General features: G+C 66.0%; 23 protein-coding genes. 12 read left to right on the top strand and 11 right to left on the bottom strand.

The genetic code is table 11. From position 1 onward, the window contains the following. Positions 1-24: 24 nt before the first annotated feature. From ACTJKF_RS07405 to ACTJKF_RS07360, 10 genes are all read left to right on the top strand, one after another. Positions 25-936, top strand: coding sequence for a LysR family transcriptional regulator (locus tag ACTJKF_RS07405; RefSeq protein ID WP_440622920.1), 912 nt, complete (start codon positions 25-27; stop codon positions 934-936). Positions 937-1,120: 184 nt separating this feature from the next. Further along, a complete protein-coding gene (locus ACTJKF_RS07400; RefSeq protein WP_440622919.1) occupies positions 1,121-1,762 on the top strand; it encodes an RNA polymerase sigma factor in 642 nt (213 codons plus the stop codon). Then, on the top strand, positions 1,752-2,666 hold the full coding sequence (locus tag ACTJKF_RS07395) for an anti-sigma factor family protein (protein WP_440622918.1): 915 nt from the start codon (positions 1,752-1,754) through the stop codon (positions 2,664-2,666). The genes ACTJKF_RS07400 and ACTJKF_RS07395 overlap by 11 nt, the downstream gene beginning before the upstream one ends. A 243-nt stretch (positions 2,667-2,909) precedes the next feature. Continuing rightward, positions 2,910-3,284: a 30S ribosomal protein S6 gene (gene rpsF / locus ACTJKF_RS07390; RefSeq protein ID WP_060348399.1), complete on the top strand. Its 375-nt coding sequence runs from the start codon at positions 2,910-2,912 to the stop codon at positions 3,282-3,284. A 40-nt stretch (positions 3,285-3,324) separates the two neighbouring features. Continuing rightward, complete coding sequence (gene priB / locus ACTJKF_RS07385) at positions 3,325-3,624, top strand: primosomal replication protein N (protein WP_175684470.1); 300 nt, start codon at positions 3,325-3,327, stop codon at positions 3,622-3,624. Positions 3,625-3,628: 4 nt separating this feature from the next. Continuing rightward, entirely contained in the window at positions 3,629-3,904 is a 276-nt protein-coding gene (gene rpsR, locus ACTJKF_RS07380; protein ID WP_006486248.1) for a 30S ribosomal protein S18, read from the top strand. A gap of 27 nt (positions 3,905-3,931) precedes the next feature. Next, a complete protein-coding gene (gene rplI / locus ACTJKF_RS07375; protein WP_440622917.1) occupies positions 3,932-4,384 on the top strand; it encodes a 50S ribosomal protein L9 in 453 nt (150 codons plus the stop codon). Positions 4,385-4,528: 144 nt separating this feature from the next. After that, a complete protein-coding gene (dnaB, locus tag ACTJKF_RS07370) occupies positions 4,529-6,949 on the top strand; it encodes a replicative DNA helicase (RefSeq protein WP_440622916.1) in 2,421 nt (806 codons plus the stop codon). Between the two features lie 146 nt (positions 6,950-7,095). Beyond that, positions 7,096-7,722 carry a DUF47 domain-containing protein gene (locus ACTJKF_RS07365; RefSeq protein ID WP_034188683.1) on the top strand — a complete coding sequence of 209 codons (627 nt, stop codon included), beginning with the start codon at positions 7,096-7,098 and terminating at the stop codon, positions 7,720-7,722. 10 nt (positions 7,723-7,732) lie between these two features. Beyond that, positions 7,733-8,743 (top strand): anion permease, encoded by a 1,011-nt coding sequence (locus tag ACTJKF_RS07360; RefSeq protein ID WP_440622915.1) that lies wholly within the window; start codon positions 7,733-7,735, stop codon positions 8,741-8,743. A gap of 124 nt (positions 8,744-8,867) precedes the next feature. Here ACTJKF_RS07360 and ACTJKF_RS07355 read toward each other — a convergent pair whose 3' ends face one another. The 10 genes from ACTJKF_RS07355 to ACTJKF_RS07310 all read right to left on the bottom strand — a co-directional run bounded on the left by ACTJKF_RS07355 (position 8,868) and on the right by ACTJKF_RS07310 (position 20,158). Next, positions 8,868-9,908 carry a C40 family peptidase gene (locus tag ACTJKF_RS07355; protein WP_440622914.1) on the bottom strand — a complete coding sequence of 347 codons (1,041 nt, stop codon included), beginning with the start codon at positions 9,906-9,908 and terminating at the stop codon, positions 8,868-8,870. Between the two features lie 237 nt (positions 9,909-10,145). Further along, positions 10,146-11,966 carry a PhoH family protein gene (locus ACTJKF_RS07350; protein ID WP_440622913.1) on the bottom strand — a complete coding sequence of 607 codons (1,821 nt, stop codon included), beginning with the start codon at positions 11,964-11,966 and terminating at the stop codon, positions 10,146-10,148. Positions 11,967-12,298: 332 nt separating this feature from the next. After that, positions 12,299-12,760, bottom strand: a complete 462-nt coding sequence (locus ACTJKF_RS07345; protein WP_060126904.1) for a peroxiredoxin — start codon at positions 12,758-12,760, stop codon at positions 12,299-12,301. 110 nt (positions 12,761-12,870) lie between these two features. Continuing rightward, positions 12,871-13,767, bottom strand: coding sequence for a 4-deoxy-4-formamido-L-arabinose-phosphoundecaprenol deformylase (locus ACTJKF_RS07340; RefSeq protein ID WP_440622910.1), 897 nt, complete (start codon positions 13,765-13,767; stop codon positions 12,871-12,873). 12 nt (positions 13,768-13,779) lie between these two features. Then, positions 13,780-14,835 carry a bifunctional UDP-4-keto-pentose/UDP-xylose synthase gene (locus tag ACTJKF_RS07335; protein WP_440622909.1) on the bottom strand — a complete coding sequence of 352 codons (1,056 nt, stop codon included), beginning with the start codon at positions 14,833-14,835 and terminating at the stop codon, positions 13,780-13,782. Beyond that, entirely contained in the window at positions 14,832-15,779 is a 948-nt protein-coding gene (locus tag ACTJKF_RS07330; RefSeq protein WP_440622907.1) for a formyltransferase, read from the bottom strand. Before ACTJKF_RS07330 ends, ACTJKF_RS07335 begins: the two co-directional genes overlap by 4 nt. Beyond that, on the bottom strand, positions 15,776-16,798 hold the full coding sequence (locus tag ACTJKF_RS07325; RefSeq protein WP_440622905.1) for a glycosyltransferase: 1,023 nt from the start codon (positions 16,796-16,798) through the stop codon (positions 15,776-15,778). Before ACTJKF_RS07325 ends, ACTJKF_RS07330 begins: the two co-directional genes overlap by 4 nt. 6 nt (positions 16,799-16,804) lie before the next feature. Further along, positions 16,805-17,956 carry a DegT/DnrJ/EryC1/StrS family aminotransferase gene (locus ACTJKF_RS07320; RefSeq protein WP_440622903.1) on the bottom strand — a complete coding sequence of 384 codons (1,152 nt, stop codon included), beginning with the start codon at positions 17,954-17,956 and terminating at the stop codon, positions 16,805-16,807. Positions 17,957-18,096: 140 nt separating this feature from the next. Beyond that, entirely contained in the window at positions 18,097-18,468 is a 372-nt protein-coding gene (locus tag ACTJKF_RS07315; protein WP_440622901.1) for an SMR family transporter, read from the bottom strand. Positions 18,469-18,481: 13 nt separating this feature from the next. After that, a complete protein-coding gene (locus tag ACTJKF_RS07310; RefSeq protein WP_440622899.1) occupies positions 18,482-20,158 on the bottom strand; it encodes a glycosyltransferase family 39 protein in 1,677 nt (558 codons plus the stop codon). Between ACTJKF_RS07310 and ACTJKF_RS07305 the strand changes: the two genes are divergently transcribed. Beyond that, positions 20,157-20,285 (top strand): hypothetical protein, encoded by a 129-nt coding sequence (locus ACTJKF_RS07305; protein ID WP_440622898.1) that lies wholly within the window; start codon positions 20,157-20,159, stop codon positions 20,283-20,285. The two genes, ACTJKF_RS07310 and ACTJKF_RS07305, sit on opposite strands and share 2 nt — an antisense overlap. Here the strand turns inward: ACTJKF_RS07305 and ACTJKF_RS07300 are convergent. Then, positions 20,282-20,656, bottom strand: coding sequence for an Mth938-like domain-containing protein (locus ACTJKF_RS07300; protein ID WP_059817584.1), 375 nt, complete (start codon positions 20,654-20,656; stop codon positions 20,282-20,284). The genes ACTJKF_RS07305 and ACTJKF_RS07300 overlap by 4 nt on opposite strands. A gap of 316 nt (positions 20,657-20,972) precedes the next feature. On the opposite strand from ACTJKF_RS07300, the gene ACTJKF_RS07295 reads away from it, so the two are divergent. Next, positions 20,973-22,211 (top strand): pyridoxal phosphate-dependent aminotransferase, encoded by a 1,239-nt coding sequence (locus ACTJKF_RS07295; protein WP_440622896.1) that lies wholly within the window; start codon positions 20,973-20,975, stop codon positions 22,209-22,211. Positions 22,212-22,238 lie beyond the last annotated feature (27 nt).

Genomic DNA, 22,238 nt, shown 5'->3' with positions numbered 1-22,238 from the left:
CCGAAGCCGGGACGGAGACAGAAGATGGATCGTTTCAAGCAGATCGAGACGTTCGTGCGGGTCGCGGACGCGGGCAGCCTCGCGGCGGCGGCGCTCGAGGAGGGCGTGTCGCCGGTGGTGCTCGGGCGGCGCATCGACGCGCTCGAGAAGCGCCTCGGCGTGAAGCTGATGTACCGCTCGACGCGGCGGCTGGTGGTCAGCGAGGAGGGTGCCGCGTTCCTCGAGCGTTGCCGCGGGCTGCTGTCCGAATGGGGCCAGGCCGAGAACGAGCTGGCCGCCGGGCGGCGCGCGGTCAGCGGGCACCTGATCGTGTCCGCGCCGGCCGCGTTCGGCCGCAAGCACGTCGCGCCGCACGCGCCCGGTTTTCTCGTCGGCAAGCCGGAAATGCAGCTGTCGTTCAACCTGACCGACCGCGTCGTCGATCTCGTGCGCGAAGGCTACGATCTGTCGATCCGGATCGGCGGCTCGGTCGATCCGAACTTCGTCGCGGTGAAGCTCGCGTCGAACCGGCGCGTCGTGTGCGGCACCCCCGACTATTTCCGCAAGCACGGCCGGCCGAAGTCGCTCGACGATCTGCTCAGGCACAACTGTCTCGCGTTCAATCTGCAGGGCGGCCAGAATCGCGGCTGGTATTTCCAGCGCCACGGCAAGATCGTGACGATGCGCGTGGCCGGCAATCTCGACTGCAACGACGGCGAACTGCTGCATCGCTGGGTGGCCGAGAGCCTCGGGCTCGGCTGGCGCTCGACCTGGGAAATCGCCGCGCAGCTCGAAACCGGCGAACTCGAGACCGTGCTCGACGACTACGCGCTGCCCGACTACGACATCCTCGCGGTCTATCCGCAGCAGCGCTACGTGCCCGCGCGCGTGCGCTACTTCATCGATTACCTGCGCGAAGCGTATGCGCGCCCCGGCTACTGGAGCAGCACGCCGTAACGGCCGCGGCACGTCCCGGCTTTTTTGCGTTTCATCGGCGGTAAGCGGGAATAAACTCGACGCAGCGGCGGTAAGGTCATCGAGTGTGCACGCTGCCGGTCTGTCCGGGCGCCGTGCGCGAGATCGGACGCGACATCGCACGCGAGACGGGCGCGGCTTCGGCCGCCGGGACCAGGGAGGCCATGTGGGGCAAGCCGGACAGGCGATCGACGAGCGGGCTGGGGACGACGCGCGCGCGCGCGGCGAGCGGTTTCGCGCGCTGGTGCTGCCGCATCTCGACGCCGCGTACAACCTGGCGCGCTGGCTGAGCGGCAATGCCGGCGACGCGGACGACGTGGTCCAGGACGCGTGCATGCGCGCGCTGCGCTTCGTCGACTCGTGTCGCGGCGACAACGCGCGGCCATGGCTCCTGACGATCGTGCGCCACACCTGGTACACCGAGTGGCGCCGTCGCACCCACGCGCACGAGGTCGCGCTGCCCGACACGCTCGACGACACCGAGGTGCCCGACGACTGGCAGCCGGCGACGGAGGATCCGCTGGCGCACCTGCTGCGCGGCGAGAACGTGCGGCGGGTGAATGCGGCGCTTGCGAAGCTGCCGTCCGAATATCGCGAGGTGCTGGTGTTGCGCGAAATGGAGGATTTGAGCTACCGCGAGATCGCGGCGATCGCCGACGTGCCGGTCGGCACCGTGATGTCGCGGCTTGCGCGCGGGCGGCGCCGGCTGGCCGCGCTGCTGGGGGACACGCCGGCGCCTGCGTCCGGGACGGCCGCTGGGCGTGCGTCGACGGGCGGAACCGCATCGGAGGCGATCGATGGACTGTAACGAAGCGCGCGCATTGCTGGACGCGGACGTCGACCGCGAGCTGTCGGCGCCCGATGCGTTGCGCGTCCAGCGGCATGTCGAAGGGTGCGATGCGTGCCGTCGCGAACGCGAGCGGATCGTCGCGCTGGGGCGGGCCGTGCGGCAGGCCGACTATCACCGCGCGCCGGATGCGCTGCGCGCGAGCATCCTCGCGGGGCTGCCGGCGGCAGGCGGCGAGACGGGCCGGGAGCACGGGGCCGCCCGCGCGGAACCGGAACCGGAGCCGGACGGCGCAGCGGCTCGGCCGCGGCCTCGACCCAACGGTCGCCGCTGGTTCCCGTGGCCGGCCGGGCGCGGTGTATCGGCGCGTCCGGGCCCTGCCGGGCCGGGGCCGCGCGTCACGGCGCTGCCGGGGCTCGGTTGGGGCGTGGCGCTGGTGGTCGCGCTCGCCGCGACGGCCGGCATGGCGTTGTCCGCCCGCCACGCGGAAACCGGCCAGACGGTCGACGAACTGGTCGCGAGCCATGTGCGGGCCGGCCTGTCCGCGCGCGACATCGACGTGATTTCGACCGACCGGCATACGGTCAAGCCATGGTTCAACGGCCGGCTCGACTATGCGCCGCCGGTCGAGGACCTGTCGGCGAGCGGCTTCCCGCTTGCGGGCGGTCGCCTCGACTACGTCGGGCGGCGTCGCGTCGCGGTGCTCGTCTACCGCTACCGGCAGCACGTGATCGACGTGTACGTGCGGCCGGCAGGAGAAGGGCGGGCGGCCGCGCCGTACGCGACCGTGTCGCAGGGCTACGCGCTCGACCGCTGGGATGCGGCCGGAATGACGTGGTGGGCCGTGACCGACGCGGAGCCGTCGGCGCTTGCCGCGTTCCGGACCGCGCTCGACGCGCGGCTTGGCGGGGCGCGCAGCGAATGACGCCGGACCGGCCGCGTCGGCGCTGCGCTGCGCGCATCGCGCTCCGTCCCCGATTCTGGCCGGGCGTGCGGGGGGCGGGTGTCAGCCGGCGGCACCCGTCAAGTCGTTGAAAACATGGCCGAATCCGGTCGAAAACTGTCGATCGGTGTTGCATGCACCCTGTATCCGGGTTAGAATCTTCGGCTTCTCACTTGCCACACCGGTTCAGACGCCCGGGTGGCTTCAATCCACAAGGAGTGTGTAATGCGTCATTACGAAATCGTATTCATCGTGCACCCCGATCAGAGCGAGCAAGTGCCCGCGATGATCGAGCGTTACAAGACCACGATCACGACGCACGGCGGCCAGGTCCACCGTGTCGAAGACTGGGGCCGTCGCCAGCTGGCCTACATGATCGAGAAACTCGCGAAGGCTCACTACGTCTGCATGAACATCGAGTGCGACCAGACGACGCTCGACGAACTCGAACACGCGTTCAAGTTCAACGACGCCGTGCTGCGTCACCTCATCGTCAAGATGAAGAAGGCCGAGACCGGCCCGTCGCCGATGATGAAGGAAGTTCAGCGCGAAGAAGCCAAGAAGGCGGCTGCAGCTCAGCCGACCGAAGCGCAGGCTTAAGTTCGTCACGTATTAAGCCATCAAGGAGCGCGGCACTCACGTGAACAGATTGCAATTGACGGCGAGCGTCGTCGAACGCGCACCGGTGCGATATACGCCGGCGGGTGTTCCGATCGCAAGCGCCACATTGCATCACCGCACGGAAGTCGTCGAAGCAGGCATTCCCCGTCAGGTCGAGATGACGATCGACGCGGTGGCGGCCGGTGAGGCGAGCGGCAAGCTGGAAAGTCGTGAAATGGGCGTCGAAACGCTGTTCACGGGCTTCCTGGCAAAGAAAAGCCGCAACGCGAGAACCTTGGTGTTTCACATCACAGCATTGCAGGACATTGGAAAGGACTGAAATCATGCCCCGCCCGACTGGTAAGAAATTCGACAAGCGTCGTCAGCAACAAAACCCGCTCTTCAAGCGCAAGAAGTTCTGCCGTTTCACGGCTGCCGGCGTCGAGCAGATCGACTACAAGGACACGGAAACGCTGAAGGACTTCATCGGCGAAAACGGCAAGATCACGCCGGCTCGTCTGACGGGTACGAAGGCGCACTATCAGCGTCAGCTGGATACGGCCATCAAGCGTGCGCGTTTCCTCGCGCTGCTGCCGTACACCGATCAGCACAAGGCGTAATCAGGCGACGCAATAAGGAGAATTCGAATGCAAATCATTCTGTTGGAAAAAGTCGCCAATCTGGGCAACCTCGGCGATATCGTCAAGGTCAAGGACGGTTACGCTCGCAACTTCCTGATCCCGAACCGCAAGGCTCGCCGTGCAACGAAGGAAGCGATCGCCGAATTCGAAGTTCGCCGTGCTGAACTCGAAAAGATCGCCGCTGAAAAGCTGGCAGCATCGCAGGCAGTCGGCGAGAAGCTGAACGGCCAGTCGTTCGAAATCACGCAGAAGTCGGGCGTTGACGGCCGTCTGTTCGGCTCGGTCACGAACGGCGACGTCGCGGACCTGCTGAAGAAGGCAGGCTACGAAGTCGAGAAGCTGCAAGTTCGCATGCCGGAAGGCCCGCTGAAGATGATCGGCGAGCACGTCGTCCAGGTCGCGCTGCACACGGACGTCGTCGTCGACGTCACGATCAACGTGATCGGCGACCACGCGTAAGCGTACGCAAGCTTTCCGGGCGGCTTCCGCCGTCCGGACAAGGGCAGGCGCCCGGGCAACCGGGGCCTGCCTTTTTTATTGCCTGCTCGCCGGCGACGGCCTTTCTCTGGCGTCGTCGTAGGTTATTCGCGATAATCCCAACCCATGAACGCGCCGCAAGATCCCCAAATCGAATCGCTGAAAGTCCCTCCGCACTCGGTCGAAGCCGAGCAGTCGGTGCTCGGCGGCCTGCTGCTCGACAACGCGGCCTGGGACCGGATTGCCGACTTCCTGTCTCAGGGCGATTTCTACCGCTACGACCACCGGATCATCTACGAGCACATCGGCCGCCTGATCGCGTCGACGCGCCCGGCCGACGTCGTGACCGTGTACGAAGCGCTGACCACGTCCGGCAAGGCCGACGACGTCGGCGGGCTCGCGTACCTGAACGCCCTCGCGCAGAACACGCCGAGCGCCGCGAACATCCGCCGCTATGCGGAAATCGTCCGCGACCGTGCGGTGCTGCGCCGGCTCGTGTCGGTCGCCGATGAAATCTCCGCCGACGCGTTCAATCCGCAGGGCAAGGAAGTCCGCCAGCTGCTCGACGAGGCCGAGTCGAAGGTGTTCTCGATCGCCGAAGAGGGCGCGCGCGGCAACCAGGGCTTCCTCGAGATCGGTCCGCTGCTCACGCAGGTCGTCGAGCGCATCGACACGCTGTACCACACCGCGAACCCGAGCGACGTCACGGGCACGCCGACGGGCTTCGTCGACCTCGACCGGATGACCTCCGGGATGCACGGTGGCGAACTGATCATCGTCGCAGGGCGCCCGTCGATGGGTAAGGCGCAGCCGCTCGACGCGCGTGTCAAGACACTGGGCGGCTGGAAGCGGATGGGGGAGCTGGCGGTCGGCGATGTGCTGGCGTCAGTCGACGGCGCGCCGTCGACCGTGACCGGTATCTACCCGCAGGGCGAGCGGCAGGTTTTCCGCGTCCGCTTCTCGGACGGCCGTTCAGCCGAGGCCTGTGACGAGCATTTGTGGTGCGTCAATTATCGGGAATGGAAGAAGCCGCGCATCCTGAGTACGGCGGAAATTCGCACGCTACTGACGCGCGAGCGCTACCGGAACCGTTTATGGATCGACATGACGAGCGGTGACTTCGGCCATGCGGATGCGCTTCCTGTCGATCCGTGGGTCCTTGGCGCACTGCTCGGCGACGGCTCACTCGGTGGCACGGCGGTGCGCTTCAGCGTCAAGGCCGAGGAGACGCTGGAGCGGATGCGCGCGCGGGTCGACGCGCCGCTCGAACTCGAACATGCGGGGCAGTACGACTGGCGAATCAAGCGCCGTCCGTCCGGGTTCGCGCCCCGGCCGGCGGTCAATCCACTGAAGGCGGCGCTCGAGATGCTTGGCATCTGGGGATGCACGCGCTACGACAAGTTCATTCCGCGCGTCTATCTCGATGCGGGCAAGGATGCCCGGCTCGACCTGTTGCGCGGGCTGCTCGACACCGACGGCTGGGTCGAATCGTGGGGCACGGTGCGTTACTCGACGGCCAGCCCTCAGCTTGCGCGCGACGTCCAGGAACTGGCGCGCTCGCTCGGCGCCTGGTGCCAAATTTCCGAAAAGGCGACCAGCTTCACGTCGCACGGCCAGCGCGTTGCCGGAGTGACGGCCTACGTGTGTACGATCAGCCACCCGGACCCTCAGAGCCTGTTCCTGTTCGAAGGCAAGCGCGAGCGGCTGACGACGGGCCGGACGCGCCGCAAGATGCCGGTGATCACGGGCATCGAGCCGTCGCGCCACACGGCCACGCAATGCATCTCGGTCTCGCATCCGTCGCGCCTGTACGTGACCGACGACTATGTCGTCACCCACAATACGGCGTTCTCGATGAACATCGGCGAATACGTCGCGGTCGAGTACGGGCTGCCGGTGGCGGTGTTCTCGATGGAAATGCCGGGCACCCAGCTCGTGATGCGTATGCTCGGCTCGATCGGCCGGCTCGACCAGCACCGGATGCGCACGGGCCGCCTGACGGACGAGGACTGGCCGAAGCTGACGCACGCGGTGCAGAAGATGAGCGAGGCGCAGCTCTTCATCGACGAGACGGGCGGCCTGAACCCGATGGAATTGCGCTCGCGCGCACGGCGGCTGGCGCGCCAGTGCGGCAAGCTCGGCCTGATCATCGTCGACTACCTGCAGCTGATGTCGGGTTCGTCGCAGGGCGAGAACCGCGCGACCGAAATCTCGGAAATCTCGCGATCGCTGAAGAGTCTGGCGAAGGAGCTGGACGTGCCGGTGATCGCGCTGTCGCAGCTGAACCGCGGTCTCGAGCAGCGTCCGAACAAGCGTCCGGTGATGTCCGATTTGCGCGAATCGGGCGCAATCGAACAGGACGCGGACGTGATCCTGTTCATTTATCGAGACGAGGTTTACAATCCCGACAGCCCGGACAAGGGAACGGCCGAGATCATCATCGGCAAGCAGCGTAACGGCCCGATCGGTCCCGTTCGGCTCACGTTCCTGGGGCAATACACGAAGTTCGACAACTTCGCGGGGGCGCAGACTTTCTACGGCGAGTAACGCTTCTTCGCCGGATGTAAACCGTTATTTCACCAAGCGTTGTATCCAATCCCGGCGCGCGCACATGCGCGCGTCGCGTCGCGACCTAAAACGGTACAATATCGCCCGTTTTCGTGACAGTCGTTTGACAATCTCTCAGGAATCCCATGTTCGGTCGATTCATGCCCACCGAGGGCAAGTTCTTTGAACTCTTCAACGCGCACGCGAAGCACATCGTTTCCGGTGGCCGCGAACTCGAACTGCTGATCGACAATCTCGCCGACGCCGAGATTCACAAGCAAAACGTGCAAACCGCCGAGAAGGCCGCTGACAAGCTGACGCATGAAGCGATCGATCTGCTGCACAAGACCTTCATCACGCCGCTCGATCGCGACGAGATCCACAAGCTGATCACGACGATGGACGACATCCTCGACCTGATGGAAGACGTCGCGACGGCCGTGTCGCTGTACGACGTCCGGTCCGTCACGTCCGAGGCGAGCCAGCTCGCGCACATCGTCACGCAGTCCGCGCAACACGTGCAGCAGGCGGTCGGGCTACTGTCCGACATGAAGCAGTCGGCGCAGATCCTCAAGCAGTGCGAGGAGATCGACCGCTGGGAATCGGAAGCCGATCGCGTGCTGCGCGCGGCGATGTCGAAGCTGTTCCGCGAGGAAGACGACGTGAAGACGCTCATCAAGCTGAAGGCGATCTACGAGCTGCTCGAAGAGATCACCGACAAGTGCGAGGACGTCGCGAACATCATCGAAGGCATCGTGCTGGAAAACGCCTGAGCGGACCACGATGCATTCGATACAACTCGCCCTATGGATGGTCGCGACGCTGGTGCTCGTCGCGCTCGTATTCGACTTCATGAACGGCTTCCACGACGCGGCGAACTCGATCGCCACCGTCGTGTCCACCGGGGTACTGAAGCCTCAGCAGGCCGTGGTGTTTGCGGCCGCGTTCAACGTCATCGCGTATTTCATCTTCCACCTGAAGGTCGCGCAGACCGTCGGCAAAGGCACGATCGATCCGGAGATCGTCGACCACTACGTCGTGTTCGGCGCGCTGGTCGGCGCGATCGGCTGGAACGTGATCACCTGGTACTACGGGATCCCGTCGAGCTCGTCGCATGCGCTGATCGGTGGCCTCGTCGGCGCGGCACTCGCGAAGTCCGGCTGGAGCGCGCTGAACATCGACGGTCTGCTGAAGACGATTGCGTTCATCTTCATTTCGCCGCTGCTCGGTTTCATCCTCGGTTCGCTGTTCATGCTCGGCGTGTCGTGGCTGTATTTCCGTACCGCGCCAAGCAAGGTCGACCGGCGTTTCCGCCGGCTCCAGCTGCTGTCGGCCGGGCTGTACAGCCTGGGCCACGGCGGTAACGACGCGCAGAAGACGATCGGTATCATCTGGATGCTGCTGATCGCGAGCGGCTACGCGTCGGCAACCGCAGATGCGCCGCCCGCGTGGGTGATCGGCGCGTGCTACCTGTCGATGGGTCTCGGCACGCTGTTCGGCGGCTGGCGCATCGTGCGCACGATGGGCCAGAAGATCACGAAGCTCAAGCCGGTCGGCGGTTTCTGTGCGGAAAGCGGCGGGGCGATCACGCTGTTCATCGCGTCGTTCCTCGGCATTCCCGTGTCGACCACGCACACGATTACCGGCGCGATCGTCGGTGTCGGTGCGACGCAGAAGCTGTCGGCCGTGCGCTGGGGCGTCGCCGGCAACATCGTGTGGGCGTGGGTGCTGACGCTGCCGGCAGCCGCGCTGTTCGCGGCCGGCGGATGGTGGCTCGGACACCGGATATTCTGATCCGGACGCTGCCGGATCGATACGCAATGCGCCGCAAACCGAAAGGTTGCGGCGCATTTTTCTTTTGACGGTTGGAAAAGGTGTGGCGATTGGCGGGGGCCGCTGCCAGGGGCAAATGAAGCGGCTAGTAACTGCCGTTCGCGAAGCGGGCTATCGGATCGTCCGCGGTGCCGGTGCGCGGGCTGACGGGCGCCGCTTGCGTCGATGCACGCAGGACCTGCACGGGCTCGATGTTGCGCGGCGATGGCGCGACCGCCGCGGGCGGCGGTTCCGTATCGAACGCGGCAGCCTGGGCGGCGGTCAGTGCGGTGGTCGGAATCTGCGTGCCGGTTTCGGTCGAGCCGGCCGGTGCCGCACTCGCCGTCATGGCGGTCATGTCGCCATGCGCGAGCGTTGCCTGCTGCTGCGCGGCCTGCATGCGCGGCGGCGGTTCGTACGAATCGGCGGCGGGCGCGGCTGCCGTGGCAACCGCCGTGGTTGCTACGACCGGAGCGGGCGCCAGCGCGACGTTGGCCTGAGTCGGCGCATCAGCCGGCTGCCGCGGAGCGGCGGCAGCGACGGCGGGGGCAGGCGCCGGTGCGTTGCGCCGCGCCTCGTAGGTCGGTGCATCGAACGGTGCGGGCGTCCCGCGCGGCGGCGCGACACGGCGAATGCCGTCGAAGCGCTTGGCCCAGTAAGGGTTCGTCAGGTAATCGAGCCGCACGGTGCCGCCGGTCGACGGCGCGTTGACGAAGCGCAGCTTGCCGACGTAGATGCCGACGTGCGAATGCGGGCGTCCGGTCGTGTTGAAGAAGATCAGGTCGCCGGGCGCGACCTGGTCGGGGTCGATCGACACGCCGCGGCTGCTCATGTCGGCGGTCGTGCGCGGCAGGTTCACGTCCGCCGCGCGGCCCATCACGTAGCGCACGAGCCCGCTGCAGTCGAAGCCGCTCGTCGGCGTGTTGCCGCCCCAGCGATACGGGACGCCGACGAGGCTCATCGCCTGGATCGAAATTTCTTCCTGGCCGACGCTGTGGTCGACGAATTTCGGGAAATTGGCGGGAGGCGGGAACGCGCGCGGCGTCGTGATCTTCATCCCGGAGGTGCGCGATGCCGACTGCGGCGGCACGCTGGAGCAGGCCGCGAGCAGTGAAACGACGGCAACGGGAACCCAGATTCGAAGCATGGCAAGGCGGACGGGCGCGACGCGCGCGTGAATCGTATGACAACAGACAGCCCCGATGGTAGACGTTCCGGCGGGGCTTAGGCAACCATTCCTGAGAATTTACTTGAAGTTTCGCGCGTAAGTGCGGTGCTTGCGTCGCGAAGCATCACCTCCGTTTCCGACCCCAAAATAAAAACGGCGCCCCGAAAAACGGAGCGCCGCATGGCGTCGGAGGCCGGCGAGAAGCCGGCAGGCGCGTTACAGGATGTCCGACGCGTAGTCGGCGAGCCGCGAGCGTTCGCCGCGCGCGAGCGTCACGTGGCCGCTGTGGCCCCAGCCCTTGAAGCGGTCGACGACGTAGGTCAGGCCCGAGCTGCCTTCGGTCAGGTAAGGCGTGTCGATCTGCGCGATGTTGCCAAGGCACACGATCTTCGTGCCGGGGCCCGCGCGCGTCACGAGCGTCTTCATCTGCTTCGGCGTCAGGTTCTGCGCTTCGTCGATGATCAGGTACTTGTCGACGAACGTGCGGCCGCGCATGAAGTTCATGCTCTTCACCTTCAGGCGCGAACGGATCAGTTCCTGCGTCGCCGCACGACCCCATTCGCCGGCTGCGTCGTCGGTCTTCTGCAGCACTTCGAGGTTGTCGTCGAATGCACCCATCCACGGCTGCATCTTCTCTTCCTCGGTACCGGGAAGGAAACCGATGTCCTCGCCAACGGGCACGGTCGCGCGCGTCACGATGATCTCGTTGTAGCGCTTGTCGTCGAGCACCTGCGCGAGGCCGGCCGCGAGCGCGACGAGCGTCTTGCCGGTGCCGGCCTGGCCGAGCAGCGTGACGAAGTCGATCTCGGGGTTCATCAGCAGGTTCAGCGCGAAGTTCTGCTCGCGGTTGCGCGCGGTGATGCCCCACACGTTGTTCTTGTGGTGGCTGTAGTCGCGCAGCGTCTGCAGCAGCGCCGTCTTGCCGTTCAGCTCGCGGACGATCGCGTGGAACGTCGGTTCGCCGTTCTGCGGCTCGAGATAGACGAACTCGTTGACGAGCATCGACGCGACGAGCGGGCCCGTCACGCGGTAGTACGTGGTGCCCGTCTTCGTGTCCTGCCAGCTCTCCATCCCCTTCGCGTGCTTGGTCCAGAAGTCCTGCGGCAGTTCGCGCACGCCGGTATAGAGGAGATCCTTGTCCTCGAGTACCTGGTCGTTGAAGTAGTCTTCCGCGGGCAGGCCGAGCGCATGCGCCTTGATCCGCATGTTGATGTCTTTCGACACCAGCACGACCTGACGGTCCGGGCGGTCGCGCTGCAGCGCACGCACCACGCCGAGGATCTGGTTGTCGGCCTTGCCTTCGGGCAGGCCTTCGACCGGCGCGATGTCGGCGAGCTTCGTCTGGAAGTACAGGCGCCCGAGTGCCTCGCGGCTGCCGAGGCGCGACAACGGAATGCCGGCCGAGATCGGGCCGCCGTCGGCGACCAGCGCGTCGAGCGTGCGGCTGACCTGACGTGCGTTGCGCGCGACTTCGGACATCCCCTTCTTGTGGTTGTCGAGTTCCTCGAGCGTCATCATCGGCAGATAGACGTCGTGTTCCTCGAAACGGAAGAGGCTGCTCGGGTCGTGCATCAGCACGTTGGTGTCGAGCACGAACAGCTTCTGCAGTTCGGCGTCGGCCGGCTTGCGGCTGCGCGACTTCGTCGCGGCGCCGGCATCGCGTGCGGGCGTTGCGGCCGGTTTCCCTGCGGCGGGCTTGTCGCTGCGTGCGACGACCGGCGCGGCGGGTGCCGCGGGGGCTGCCGGTTCGGCCGGCGCCTGCAACGGTTGCAGCAGTGCGGCGGTTTGCTTGGTCTTGCGGCCGCGTGCGGGTGTGCCCGCGGCTTCCTGCGCCGATGCCGCGACGGCGCGCAGCGGCGCGGCCGTGTTCGCGGCTTCGGTCATCGGTTGGGCCACGCTGGCCGGGCCATAGTCACCGGCTGTGGATGCGTCCCCTTCGGCGGATTTCTTCGCGGCTTTCGCGGGCCGCGCTTTCGCCTTGTATTCGTCGGGCGGCAGCAGGCTGCCGAGCTTGCTGGGGGGGGTAGGCAAAGGCATGGTGTCCCTCGGGAGGAATCGTGTCGCATGAAGTGCGCCGCTGATCGCATCCTGCGTGACGTAGACGCATGCAGTTTGCGCGCGGTGGCGCACAGGAATTTCGTCGAGCCGGTTCGCCTGAGTGTCGGTCAACTCCTTGACGAGGTGAGGGCCGGACCGAGAGCCGGCGCGCAGTCCATAAAAAAAGCCGCTGCCCCGTGGACCGGGACATGCGGCTCGGCTGAGACCGTCGTGATGCGCGTCAGGTGCCGGGAAGCATCGCAACGGGCACCGGCGCAGCTACGAGAAATATGGGGCGAACTGGCATTCATTGCGGCCCAATATAGCGCGGCTCAAAGCGCTTGTACAGCACTTAGCACGTCGTCCACATGACCGGGCACCTTGATGCCGCGCCATGCGTGGCGCAGCACGCCGTCGGCGTCGATCAGGAACGTCGAGCGCTCGATTCCGCGCACTTCCTTGCCATACATTTTCTTCATCTTGATGACATCGAACAGCGCGCACAGTGCTTCGTCGGCATCGGAAATCAGCGGGAACGGCAGTTCGAGCTTGGCCTTGAAATTGTCATGCGAGCGCAGGCTGTCGCGCGACACGCCGATCACTTCGGCGCCGGCCTTCTTGAACTTCGGATAGAGATCGCGGAACTGCAGGCCTTCGGTCGTGCAGCCCGGCGTGTTGTCCTTCGGATAGAAATACAGGACGAGCTTCTTGCCCTTCAGGCCGGACAGCGAAATGTCGCCGCCCGTGGCCGGTGCGGTGAAATCGGGAACTTGACGGTCAACTTCGACGGACACGTGTTTCTCCTGTTGTTATGGAAAGGCGCCGCTCGGGCGGCGCGGTTCGGCGGGGCGTCGCGGCGGCACGCCGCAAGGGCAGGGCAGGCGGCGCGCCAGCGCACGCGAACTCAGTCGGGCTGGACGATCAGTTCGCCGGAGCGGCCGGGGATTTCGCCCCACGTGACAGGGTACGATGGCAGCGAGTCGCGGTCCAGCGTCGCGTGGTAATCGCCCATCGTCGCAAACGTATGGCCCTGTGCGCGCCAGCCGGCGAGCAGTTGCTCGAACACCGGCGCGAGCTTCTGGCCTTCCAGTTCCGCATGCAGCGTGAACACCTGGTCGTGCGGATTGGTTTCCGTGAACTTCAGGATGTGCGCGGCGACGTTGTGCGTGTCGATGCCGTCGATGCCGAGCACTTCGTCGAGCGTCGGCAGCGTGGTCGGCATCTGCACGTGCGACAGCGTGCAGCCACCGACCACGGGCAGGTACGGCGAATGGCCGCGACCGTCGGATGCGTAGCGCATCCCCCATGCGTCGATCTGCTCGAACGCTGAGTCGTTCATCTGCCAGCCGGCCGCGCCGTGCGTGACGGGCGGTGCGCCGAAGACGTCGACGAAGCGCGCGTGGCTCTTCTGCATTTCACGCGCGGTCCAGTCGCGATCGCGCACGCGCACGTTGTCCTGCCAGTACACGTGGTCCCACGTATGGATCCCGCATTCGAAGCCGGCTTCGTGGATCGCGCGCATGTCGGCGATCGCGCGGCGGCCGATGTCGGGGCCCGGCAGCAGCACGCCGTACATCAGCTGCTTCACGCCGTAATGCTCGACCACCGACGTGCGCGACACCTTCTTCAGGAAGCCCGGGCGGAACACGCGCCGCAGCGCCCAGCCCGTGTGATCGGGCCCGAGGCTGAAGAGAAAGGTCGCGCGCGCATTGAAGCGGTCGAAGATGCGCGCGAGGTTCGGCACGCCTTCGCGCGTGCCGCGCAGCGTGTCGACGTCGATCTTGAGGACGATACGAGCCAAGCGAGCGTCCCGTCAGTTCTGCTGCTCGACCAGCGCGCGCGCATCGGCGACATGGCCGCGATACGCTTCGAAGATCTTGCGCAGCGCGTCGTCGAACGTCGATTGCGGCGCCCATGCGAGCTCCTGCATCGTGTTGTCGATCTTCGGCACGCGGTTCTGCACGTCCTGGTAGCCGTTGCCGTAGTACGCGCCCGACGTCGTTTCGACGAGCTTCACGTTCTTCGCGGAGTCGGCGTATTCCGGGAATTCGGCGGCCAGTTCGAGCATCTTGTGCGCGAGCTCGCGAACCGAGAAGTTATTCTTCGGATTCCCGATGTTGTAGATCTTGCCCGACGCGACGCCGTTCTTGTTGTCGATGATCTTCATCAGCGCGCTGATGCCGTCGTCGATGTCGGTGAACGCGCGCTTCTGTGAGCCGCCGTCGACGAGGCTGATGTTCTCGCCGCGCACGATGTGGCCGAGGAACTGCGTGACGACGCGCGAGCTGCCTTCCTTCGGCGTGTAGATCGAGTCGAGGCCCGGGCCGATCCAGTTGAACGGGCGGAACAGCGTGAAGTTCAGGCCTTCCATCCCGTAGCCCCAGATCACGCGGTCCATCAGCTGCTTCGAGCACGCGTAGATCCAGCGCGGCTTGTTGATCGGGCCGTAGGTGAGCGCCGAGGCGTCCGGGTCGAACTGCTCGTCCGAGCACATGCCGTAAACCTCGGAGGTCGACGGGAACACCAGGTGCTTGCCGTACTTGACGGCCGAACGCACGATCGGCAGGTTCGCCTCGAAGTCGAGCTCGAACACGCGCAGCGGCTGCTGGACGTAGGTCGCGGGCGTCGCGATCGCGACGAGCGGCAGGATCACGTCGCACTTCTTCACGTGATACTCGACCCACTCCTTGTTGATCGTGATGTCGCCTTCGAAGAAGTGCATCCGCTCGTGGTTGACGAGGTCGCCAAGCCGATCGGTCTGCATGTCCATGCCGAACACTTCCCAATCGGTGGTTTCAAGAATGCGCTTCGACAGGTGATGGCCGATGAAGCCGTTCACACCCAGGATCAGGACTTTTTTTGCTTTCATGAATGACGGGAAGAATGAATGAACTGCGCGAATTCCGCGGGCGTCACGACGGTTTCGCTGCCGTCGCGCTGCTGCCACAGCTCGAGAATGGATAGGGCGCGGCTGTCGCCGCAGACGCCGAATAGCGCATTATCGCTTACGTGCAGGCCGGGCGGCAAATCCGCCGCGGCCGTGGCGGCGGCGCTGCCGGGCGCCGCGAGGCGCGCGCGGGCGATCACGAAACGCGCGCCGCCGGCGTCGGTGAACGCACCCGGATACGGAGGGGCGACCGCGCGCACCAGGTTGTAGACCTGCGCGGCCGGCTTCGACCAGTCGATGCGGCCGTCTTCCGGCTTGCGGCCGCCATAGTAGCTGCCGCTCGCGAGATCGTTCGGCAGATGCGGCGCATCGCCCGCGAGCAGCGCGGGCAGCACGCGCCAGAGGGTCTGTTCGGCGGCGACCGTGACCTTGTCGAACACCTGCGTGGCCGTATCGTCCGGCAGGATCGGCACCGCGGTCTGGCCGATGATTGCGCCGGCGTCCGGCTTCGCGGCCATCTCGTGCAGCGTCGCGCCGGTTTCCGTCTCGCCGTTCAGCACCGCCCAGTTGGTCGGTACCCGACCCCGGTATTTCGGCAGCAGCGAGCCGTGCATGTTGAACGCGCCGCGCGGCGCGATCGCGAGCAGGTCCACCGGCAGCATGTGGCGGTAGTAGAACGAGAAGATGAAGTCCGGCTGCGCGTCGGACACCGCGCGGCGCAGCGCCGGATCGGCGGGGTCGGCCGGCGTGACGACCGGGATTCCGTGCTCGGCGGCGACGGACGCGACGCTGCCGAACCAGATGTTCTCGTTCGGGTTGTCCTCGTGCGTGACGACGAGCGCGACGTCGACGCCGCGCGCGAGCAGCACCTGCAGGCAGCGCACGCCGACGTTGTGATACGCGAAGACGACGGCGCGCGGTTTCATTGCGCGGCCCCCGTGCGGTTGGCGCCGCCCGGCACCGCCGGCACGCCTTCGTGCTGTTCGAGCACGGCCTGGATCAGGTAGCGCGGCCGTGCACGCACCTGCTGGTAGATGCGGCCGACGTATTCGCCGAGCAGGCCGAGCGCGAAGATGATCACGCCGAGCAGGAAGAACGTGATCGCGAACAGCGTGAACACGCCTTGCACTTCCGCGCCGACGATGAAGCGGCGTACCAGCAGCAGCACGAACAGCGCGGCGGAGCCGAGCGACAGGATCACGCCGATGAACGACAGCCACTGCAGCGGCACGACCGAGAAGCCCGTCACGAGGTCGAAGTTCAGCCGGATCAGGCTGTACAGCGAGTACTTCGACTCGCCCGCGAAGCGCTCCTCGTGCGCGACCTCGATTTCGGTCGGTTTCTGCGCGAACGTGTAGGCCAGCGCGGGGATGAACGTGTTGACTTCGCCGCACACGTTGATCGTGTCGATGATGCGGCGGCTGTACGCGCGCAGCATGCAGCCCTGGTCGGTCATCTTGATCCGCGTGATGCGCTCGCGCAGCCGGTTCATCACCTGCGATGCCTTGCGCCGCCACAGGCTGTCCTGGCGCTGCTGGCGGATCGAGCCGACGTAGTCGTAGCCCTCGCGCATCTTCGTGATCAGCTTGCCGATTTCCTCGGGCGGGTTCTGCAGGTCGGCGTCGAGCGTGACGACGATTTCGCCGCGCGACTGCGCGAAGCCGGCGAGAATCGCCATGTGCTGGCCGTAGTTGCCGTTGAGCAGCACGACGCGCGTCGTGTCCGGGCGCACGTGGAACTGGTCTGCCAGCATCGCGGCCGAGCGGTCGCGGCTGCCGTCGTTGATCAGGATCACTTCGTACGACGTGCCGAGTGCGTCGAGTGCCGGGTATAGCCGCGCGAACAGCGCAGCCAGGCCGTCTTCCTCGTTGTACACGGGGATGATGACCGATACCTCCGGGTTCGCGGCGCCCGGATGCCCGGCGCGTGCTTCAAGGTGATTCATGTACGCTTATTTTCCGTATTGTTCGCAAATCTGGTTGAGGGCGTCGGCTACGCGACGCACGTCGTCTTCCGTCATCTGCGTGAAGAGCGGCAGCGTGACGGTCGATGCGCCGTACCGTTCGGCGTGGGGGAACATGCCCTCCTTGAAGCCGCGTGCACGATACAGCGTGAAGAGATGGATGGCCGGGTAGTGGACGCCGGTGCCGATGCCGCGCGCCTTCATCTGCGCCATGAAATCGGCGCGCGAGATCGACAGCCGGTCGAGCGGCAGCGTGACCTGGAACATGTGCCAGTTGCTGTTCTCGAAGTCGGCGACGGGCAGGCCGAGCCCGAGCTTCACGGCCGGGCCGCCGTCGAGCGCGGCGAAATACGCGCGCGCGAGCGCACGGCGCTGCGCGGTGAAGCGCTCGAGGTGCGGCAGCTGGCCGAGGCCGACGCGCGCGGCGACGTCGGTCAGGTTGTACTTCCCGCCGAGCACGTCGCAGTCCATCCCGTCGAAGCCGGTGCGCGTGATGCCCTGCAGCCGGTACTTCTGCGCGAGGGTCGCTTCGTCCTCGTCGTTCAGCACGAGCGCGCCGCCCTCGATCGTCGTCAGGTTCTTGTTCGCGTGGAAACTGAACGACACGATGTCGCCGAACGCGCCGATGCGCTTGCCTTTCCACGACGAGCCGAGCGCCTGCGCGGCGTCCTCGATCACGCGCAGGTTGTGCGCGCGGGCGATCGCGTACAGGCGGTCCATGTCGACCGGCAGGCCTGACAGGTAGACCGGGATGATCGCCTTCGTGCGCGGCGTGATCGCCTGCTCGAGCTTGTCGAGGTCGATGTTGCGCGTGACGGGATCGATGTCGGCGAACACGGGCGTCGCGCCGGTCTCGATGATCACGTTGCTGGTCGACACCCACGACGCCGGCGTCGTGATCACTTCGTCGCCGGGGCCGACGCCCGCGATGCGCAGGCCGATCTCGAGCGTGCAGGTGCCGGAATTGAACACCCGGACCGGGCGGCCGCCGCAATACTCGGACAGCGCGGCTTCGAACTTCTGGCTCTGCGGGCCGGTGGTGATCCAGCCCGAGCGCAGCACGTCGACGACGCCCTGGATGGTTTCCTCATCGATCTCGGGGCGGGTGAACGGCAGAAACGGAGCAGTAGTCTGGCTCATGAACGCGTTGGCCTGTAATGGCGTGTAATAAAAGGGTCGGGCGGTCCGGCCCGAAACCGGCATTAAACACCGGTTGGCGGATTCGTACCGTGATTTTTTGTAGGCGGGCACTTAATGCATGCCGGGCCCGCCACGCACGCTCAACTGCGCGCGATCACGAACACGCCGACCAGGATGATGCCGATGCCGATGAGCCGCTGGACCGACAGCACTTCGCCGAACAGATACCAGGCGGCGAACGCGTTGACCACGTAGCCGAGCGACAGCATCGGGTACGCGATCGACACGTCGACGCGCGACAGCCCGAGAATCCATACGACGACGCTCAGCACGTAGCAGCCGAGGCCGCCGATGATCGGCAGCTGGGTCGCGATCTTCAGGCCGACCGGAATGATGTTCGCACGGCTGAATTCGAAGTGTCCAACGGCGTTGACGCCGGCTTTCAGCAGAAGTTGCGCACCGGCGTTGAGCATCACGCCGGTGATGATGCAGACGAATGAAACGGGATTCATGCGGCGGGCGTCGTTACGATTGCGGTTTCTCGACGATCACGCGGCGGTTGTCGCGCGCGATCACGCGCATCGGCACGCCTTGCTTGACCAGCGTGTCGTACTGGCCGGGCGGCATGATCGCGAGCGCATGGGTTTCCTGGTTCCAGCGCACGATCCATTGGTCGACGGTCGGAATCCACTTGTCCGGCTCGACCGAGATGCCGAACGCGAGCTCGTCCTGGCGCTGGACCATGATCGTCGTGTGGCCCATATAGAACGGGAACGTGTGATCGAGCATCTCGATCGAGTAGAACGGCGTGTCGGGCGGCAGCTTCGCCAGTTCGGCGCGCACGGCGGGCGCGAGCAGGGCGCCCGAGCTGTAGCGGCCGAATTCGTCGTGACCGGTGCCGCCGATCGTGCCGAACGCGAGCCAGGCGGCGCCGAACACGGTGATCGCGGCCGCGACGCCCACGCGGCGGTTCAGCCATGCGGCCGCGAGCGTCAGCGCGACCGCCACCGCGAGGCCTGCGTACAGCCACATCTGGAACGCGCGGTACAGCGCGTTCGGCGTGCGTGCGTCGCCCAGGTACGCGAGCGAGATGAGCCCGAAGGCCGCGACGACCATGAACACGAGGTAGCCGAGCAGGTGACGGCGGAACCGGTCGGCGCTCAGCAGCGGCAGGTATGCGCCGATCATCAGCGCGAGCGCCGGCGCGACCGGCAGCACGTACGAGATCAGCTTCGAATGCGATGCGCTGAAGAACAGGAAGATGAACGCGCTCCAGATCAGCAGCACGAGCATCGGCGAGAAGCCGTTCGGCTGACGCGGCATGCGCAGCGCATGGCGGATGCTCTGCCACGCGACCGACAGCCACGGCAGGAAGCCGACCAGCAGCACCGGCACGAAGTAGTAGACCGGGCCCGGGCGGTTCTGGTCCGGGGTCAGGTAGCGGCGGAACTGCTGGACGATGAAGAAGAAGTTGAAGAACTCGGGATTGCGTTGCTGGACGAGCACGAACCACGGCGTGACGATCGCGAAGAAGATCACGAGGCCGCTTACCAGGTACAGGCGCTTCCACAGCGCCCAGTCGCGGGCGATCAGCGTATAGAGCACCAGCACGGCACCGGGCAGGATCAGGCCGACGAGGCCCTTGGACAGCACGGCGAACGCCATCGCGGCCCAGCATGTCCACATCCAGCCGCGCACCGCGCCCGCGCGCAGCCCGGGCCGCTGCGCGAGCAACAGCGCGCACAGCGACAGCGCCATCCAGAACGCGAGCCCCATGTCGAGCGCGTTGAAGTGGCCCATCAGGTTCCAGTACGGCGAGCACGCGAGCACGACGGCCGCGAGGAAGCCGGACAGCGGGTTGAACAGGCGCGCGCCGGTGAAGCCGACCAGCAGCACGCCGGCGAAGCTGGCGAGGCCCGTGTAGAGGCGCGCCTGCCATTCGCCGATGCCGAACCACGCGAACGTCAGCGCGTTCAGCCAGGTCTGCAGCGGTGGCTTCTCGAAGTACTTGTAGCCGTTGTAGCGCGGCGTGATCCAGTCGCCGGTGACGAACATTTCCCGTGCCATCTCCGCATAGCGGCCTTCGTCGCTCGGGATCAGGTGGCGCAGCCCGAGCGGCGCGAACCAGACGATCGCGAGCGCGACGAGCAGGAGGACGAGCGTGATGCGATTGAGCGGTAGCCTCGACGGCGTATCGTTCATGGATTTTCAGCCTGTTGGTTGTTGTGAGCGCCGCCGGCAGGTCGTGCCGGGGGCAGGCGGCTTGCCGGTCATCGATCCGGGGATCGACCCGGTGCGCTGGCCCGAGTTTTACCGTATCGGGGATTAACGTTCAATTAAGAGCGCGGCGGCGACTTTGCGGCCCTCGGCCATCAGGATGTTGTAGGTGCGGCACGCAGCCTGGAAATCCATCGTCTCGACGCCGATCCGCTTGGCCGTGAGTGCGGCCACGAGCCGCGGGTGCGGGAAGCGCAGCCGCGCACCGCTGCCGAAAATCACGAGTTCGGGCGCCGGGTCGAGCAGCATCGCGAAATGCTCGGGCGCGAGCGCGTCGAACGACGACACGGGCCAGTCCCGTACCGGTGCGCCGGGCAGTACGATGACGCTCCCTTCGTGGCGTTGGAGGTTGACGTCGACATAATCGGGGCCGTAGCCGGTGACGGTGTTGAGCGCGCCGCTCGCGTCCTGGTGCAGTTTCAAATCGGTATTCCGCGGTTCCGTAGGGGGAGTGTCTGGCAAGGGCCGCACGGGCCCGGGCGGCCGGTTTCGCGCCCGGCGCGCGCGGGACGCCTGACGGCGCGGGCCCGGAGCGGCTATGGTGCATTGCGAAAGTCGGCCAAAATCCGCTAAATTATAACTTTTTGGCCGCCCCCGGGCGCCACTTGCATCGTGCGTCGCCACAAGCCGCGTTCGACTGCCCGCTTTTTCCCCAGTCTAGACAGCGCGCACAGACCGGCCGCTCTCCAGTTTTGATTCCGTCCCCCGGCCGTGAGGCCAACTCAGGAACCGTGTCGTCGTGAAACCGATTCAGAAGTCGAACAAGCTGCTTAACGTCTGCTACGACATCCGTGGCCCGGTGCTCGAGCACGCGAAGCGCCTCGAGGAAGAAGGCCACCGCATCATCAAGCTGAACATCGGCAACCTCGCGCCGTTCGGTTTCGACGCGCCCGACGAGATCATCCAGGACATGATCCGCAACCTGCCGGCGTCGTCCGGCTATTCGGACTCGAAGGGCGTGTTCTCGGCGCGCAAGGCCGTGATGCACTACACGCAGCAAAAGGGCGTCGTCGGCGTCGGCCTCGACGACATCTACATCGGCAACGGCGCGTCCGAGCTGATCGTGATGGCGACCCAGGCGCTGCTGAACGACGGCGACGAAGTGCTGCTGCCGGCGCCCGACTACCCGCTGTGGACGGCCGCCGTGAGCCTGTCGGGCGGCACGCCCGTGCATTACGTGTGCGACGAGCAGAACGCGTGGATGCCCGACCTCGACGACATCCGCCGCAAGATCACGCCGAACACCAAGGCGATCGTCGTGATCAACCCGAACAACCCGACCGGCGCGCTTTATTCCGACGAATTGCTGCGCGATCTGCTCGCGATCGCGCGCGAGCACGGGCTGATCGTGTTTGCCGACGAGGTCTACGACAAGATCGTCTACGACGGGCTCGAGCACACCGCGCTGGGTTCGCTGTCGGAGGACGTGATCACCGTTACGTTCAACAGCCTGTCGAAGAGCTATCGCTCGTGCGGCTACCGCGCGGGCTGGATGGCCGTGTCGGGCCTCGGCGGCGACAACCGCCGGCGTGCGAAGGATTACCTCGAGGGGCTCGGGATCCTGTCGTCGATGCGCCTGTGCGCGAACGTGCCCGGGCAGTTCGCGATCCAGACCGCGCTCGGCGGCTACCAGAGCATCAACGAGCTGATTGTGCCGAGCGGGCGCCTGTACAAGCAGCGCGAGCTCGCCTACGACATGCTCACGTCGATTCCGGGCGTGACCTGCGTGAAGCCGCAGGCCGCGCTGTACATGTTCCCGCGCCTCGATCCGAAGCTTTACCCGATCCAGAACGACCAGCAGTTCATCCTCGACCTGTTGCTCGAGGAACGCGTGCTGCTCGTGCAGGGCACGGGCTTCAACTGGGCCGCGCCGGATCACTTCCGCGTGGTGTTCCTGCCGAACCTCGACGACCTGACCGATTCGATCAACCGGATCGCACGCTTCCTCGACGGTTACCGCAAGCGCCATTCGGTCTGAGCGATCATCCGGCATTCATTCATTCTT

Origin of the sequence: Burkholderia sp. 22313, assembly GCF_052045245.1 — a bacterium.
Taxonomy (GTDB): Bacteria; Pseudomonadota; Gammaproteobacteria; order Burkholderiales; family Burkholderiaceae; genus Burkholderia.
This window is presented reverse-complemented; position numbering and strand designations above follow the sequence as displayed.

What these genes read in the sequence shown, in the direction of transcription:
- ACTJKF_RS07395 (WP_440622918.1), top strand. Translation starts at nt 1,752, where the DNA reads ATGGACTGTAACGAAGCGCGCGCATTGCTGGACGCGGACGTCGACCGC.
- ACTJKF_RS07365 (WP_034188683.1), top strand. Translation starts at nt 7,096, where the DNA reads ATGTTCGGTCGATTCATGCCCACCGAGGGCAAGTTCTTTGAACTCTTC.
- ACTJKF_RS07330 (WP_440622907.1), bottom strand. Translation starts at nt 15,779, where the DNA reads ATGAAACCGCGCGCCGTCGTCTTCGCGTATCACAACGTCGGCGTGCGC.
- rplI (WP_440622917.1), top strand. Translation starts at nt 3,932, where the DNA reads ATGCAAATCATTCTGTTGGAAAAAGTCGCCAATCTGGGCAACCTCGGC.
- rpsR (WP_006486248.1), top strand. Translation starts at nt 3,629, where the DNA reads ATGCCCCGCCCGACTGGTAAGAAATTCGACAAGCGTCGTCAGCAACAA.
- ACTJKF_RS07350 (WP_440622913.1), bottom strand. Translation starts at nt 11,966, where the DNA reads ATGCCTTTGCCTACCCCCCCCAGCAAGCTCGGCAGCCTGCTGCCGCCC.
- ACTJKF_RS07320 (WP_440622903.1), bottom strand. Translation starts at nt 17,956, where the DNA reads ATGAGCCAGACTACTGCTCCGTTTCTGCCGTTCACCCGCCCCGAGATC.
- rpsF (WP_060348399.1), top strand. Translation starts at nt 2,910, where the DNA reads ATGCGTCATTACGAAATCGTATTCATCGTGCACCCCGATCAGAGCGAG.
- ACTJKF_RS07405 (WP_440622920.1), top strand. Translation starts at nt 25, where the DNA reads ATGGATCGTTTCAAGCAGATCGAGACGTTCGTGCGGGTCGCGGACGCG.
- ACTJKF_RS07310 (WP_440622899.1), bottom strand. Translation starts at nt 20,158, where the DNA reads ATGAACGATACGCCGTCGAGGCTACCGCTCAATCGCATCACGCTCGTC.
- ACTJKF_RS07305 (WP_440622898.1), top strand. Translation starts at nt 20,157, where the DNA reads ATGGATTTTCAGCCTGTTGGTTGTTGTGAGCGCCGCCGGCAGGTCGTG.
- ACTJKF_RS07355 (WP_440622914.1), bottom strand. Translation starts at nt 9,908, where the DNA reads ATGCTTCGAATCTGGGTTCCCGTTGCCGTCGTTTCACTGCTCGCGGCC.
- dnaB (WP_440622916.1), top strand. Translation starts at nt 4,529, where the DNA reads ATGAACGCGCCGCAAGATCCCCAAATCGAATCGCTGAAAGTCCCTCCG.
- ACTJKF_RS07335 (WP_440622909.1), bottom strand. Translation starts at nt 14,835, where the DNA reads ATGAAAGCAAAAAAAGTCCTGATCCTGGGTGTGAACGGCTTCATCGGC.
- ACTJKF_RS07325 (WP_440622905.1), bottom strand. Translation starts at nt 16,798, where the DNA reads ATGAATCACCTTGAAGCACGCGCCGGGCATCCGGGCGCCGCGAACCCG.
- ACTJKF_RS07315 (WP_440622901.1), bottom strand. Translation starts at nt 18,468, where the DNA reads ATGAATCCCGTTTCATTCGTCTGCATCATCACCGGCGTGATGCTCAAC.
- ACTJKF_RS07360 (WP_440622915.1), top strand. Translation starts at nt 7,733, where the DNA reads ATGCATTCGATACAACTCGCCCTATGGATGGTCGCGACGCTGGTGCTC.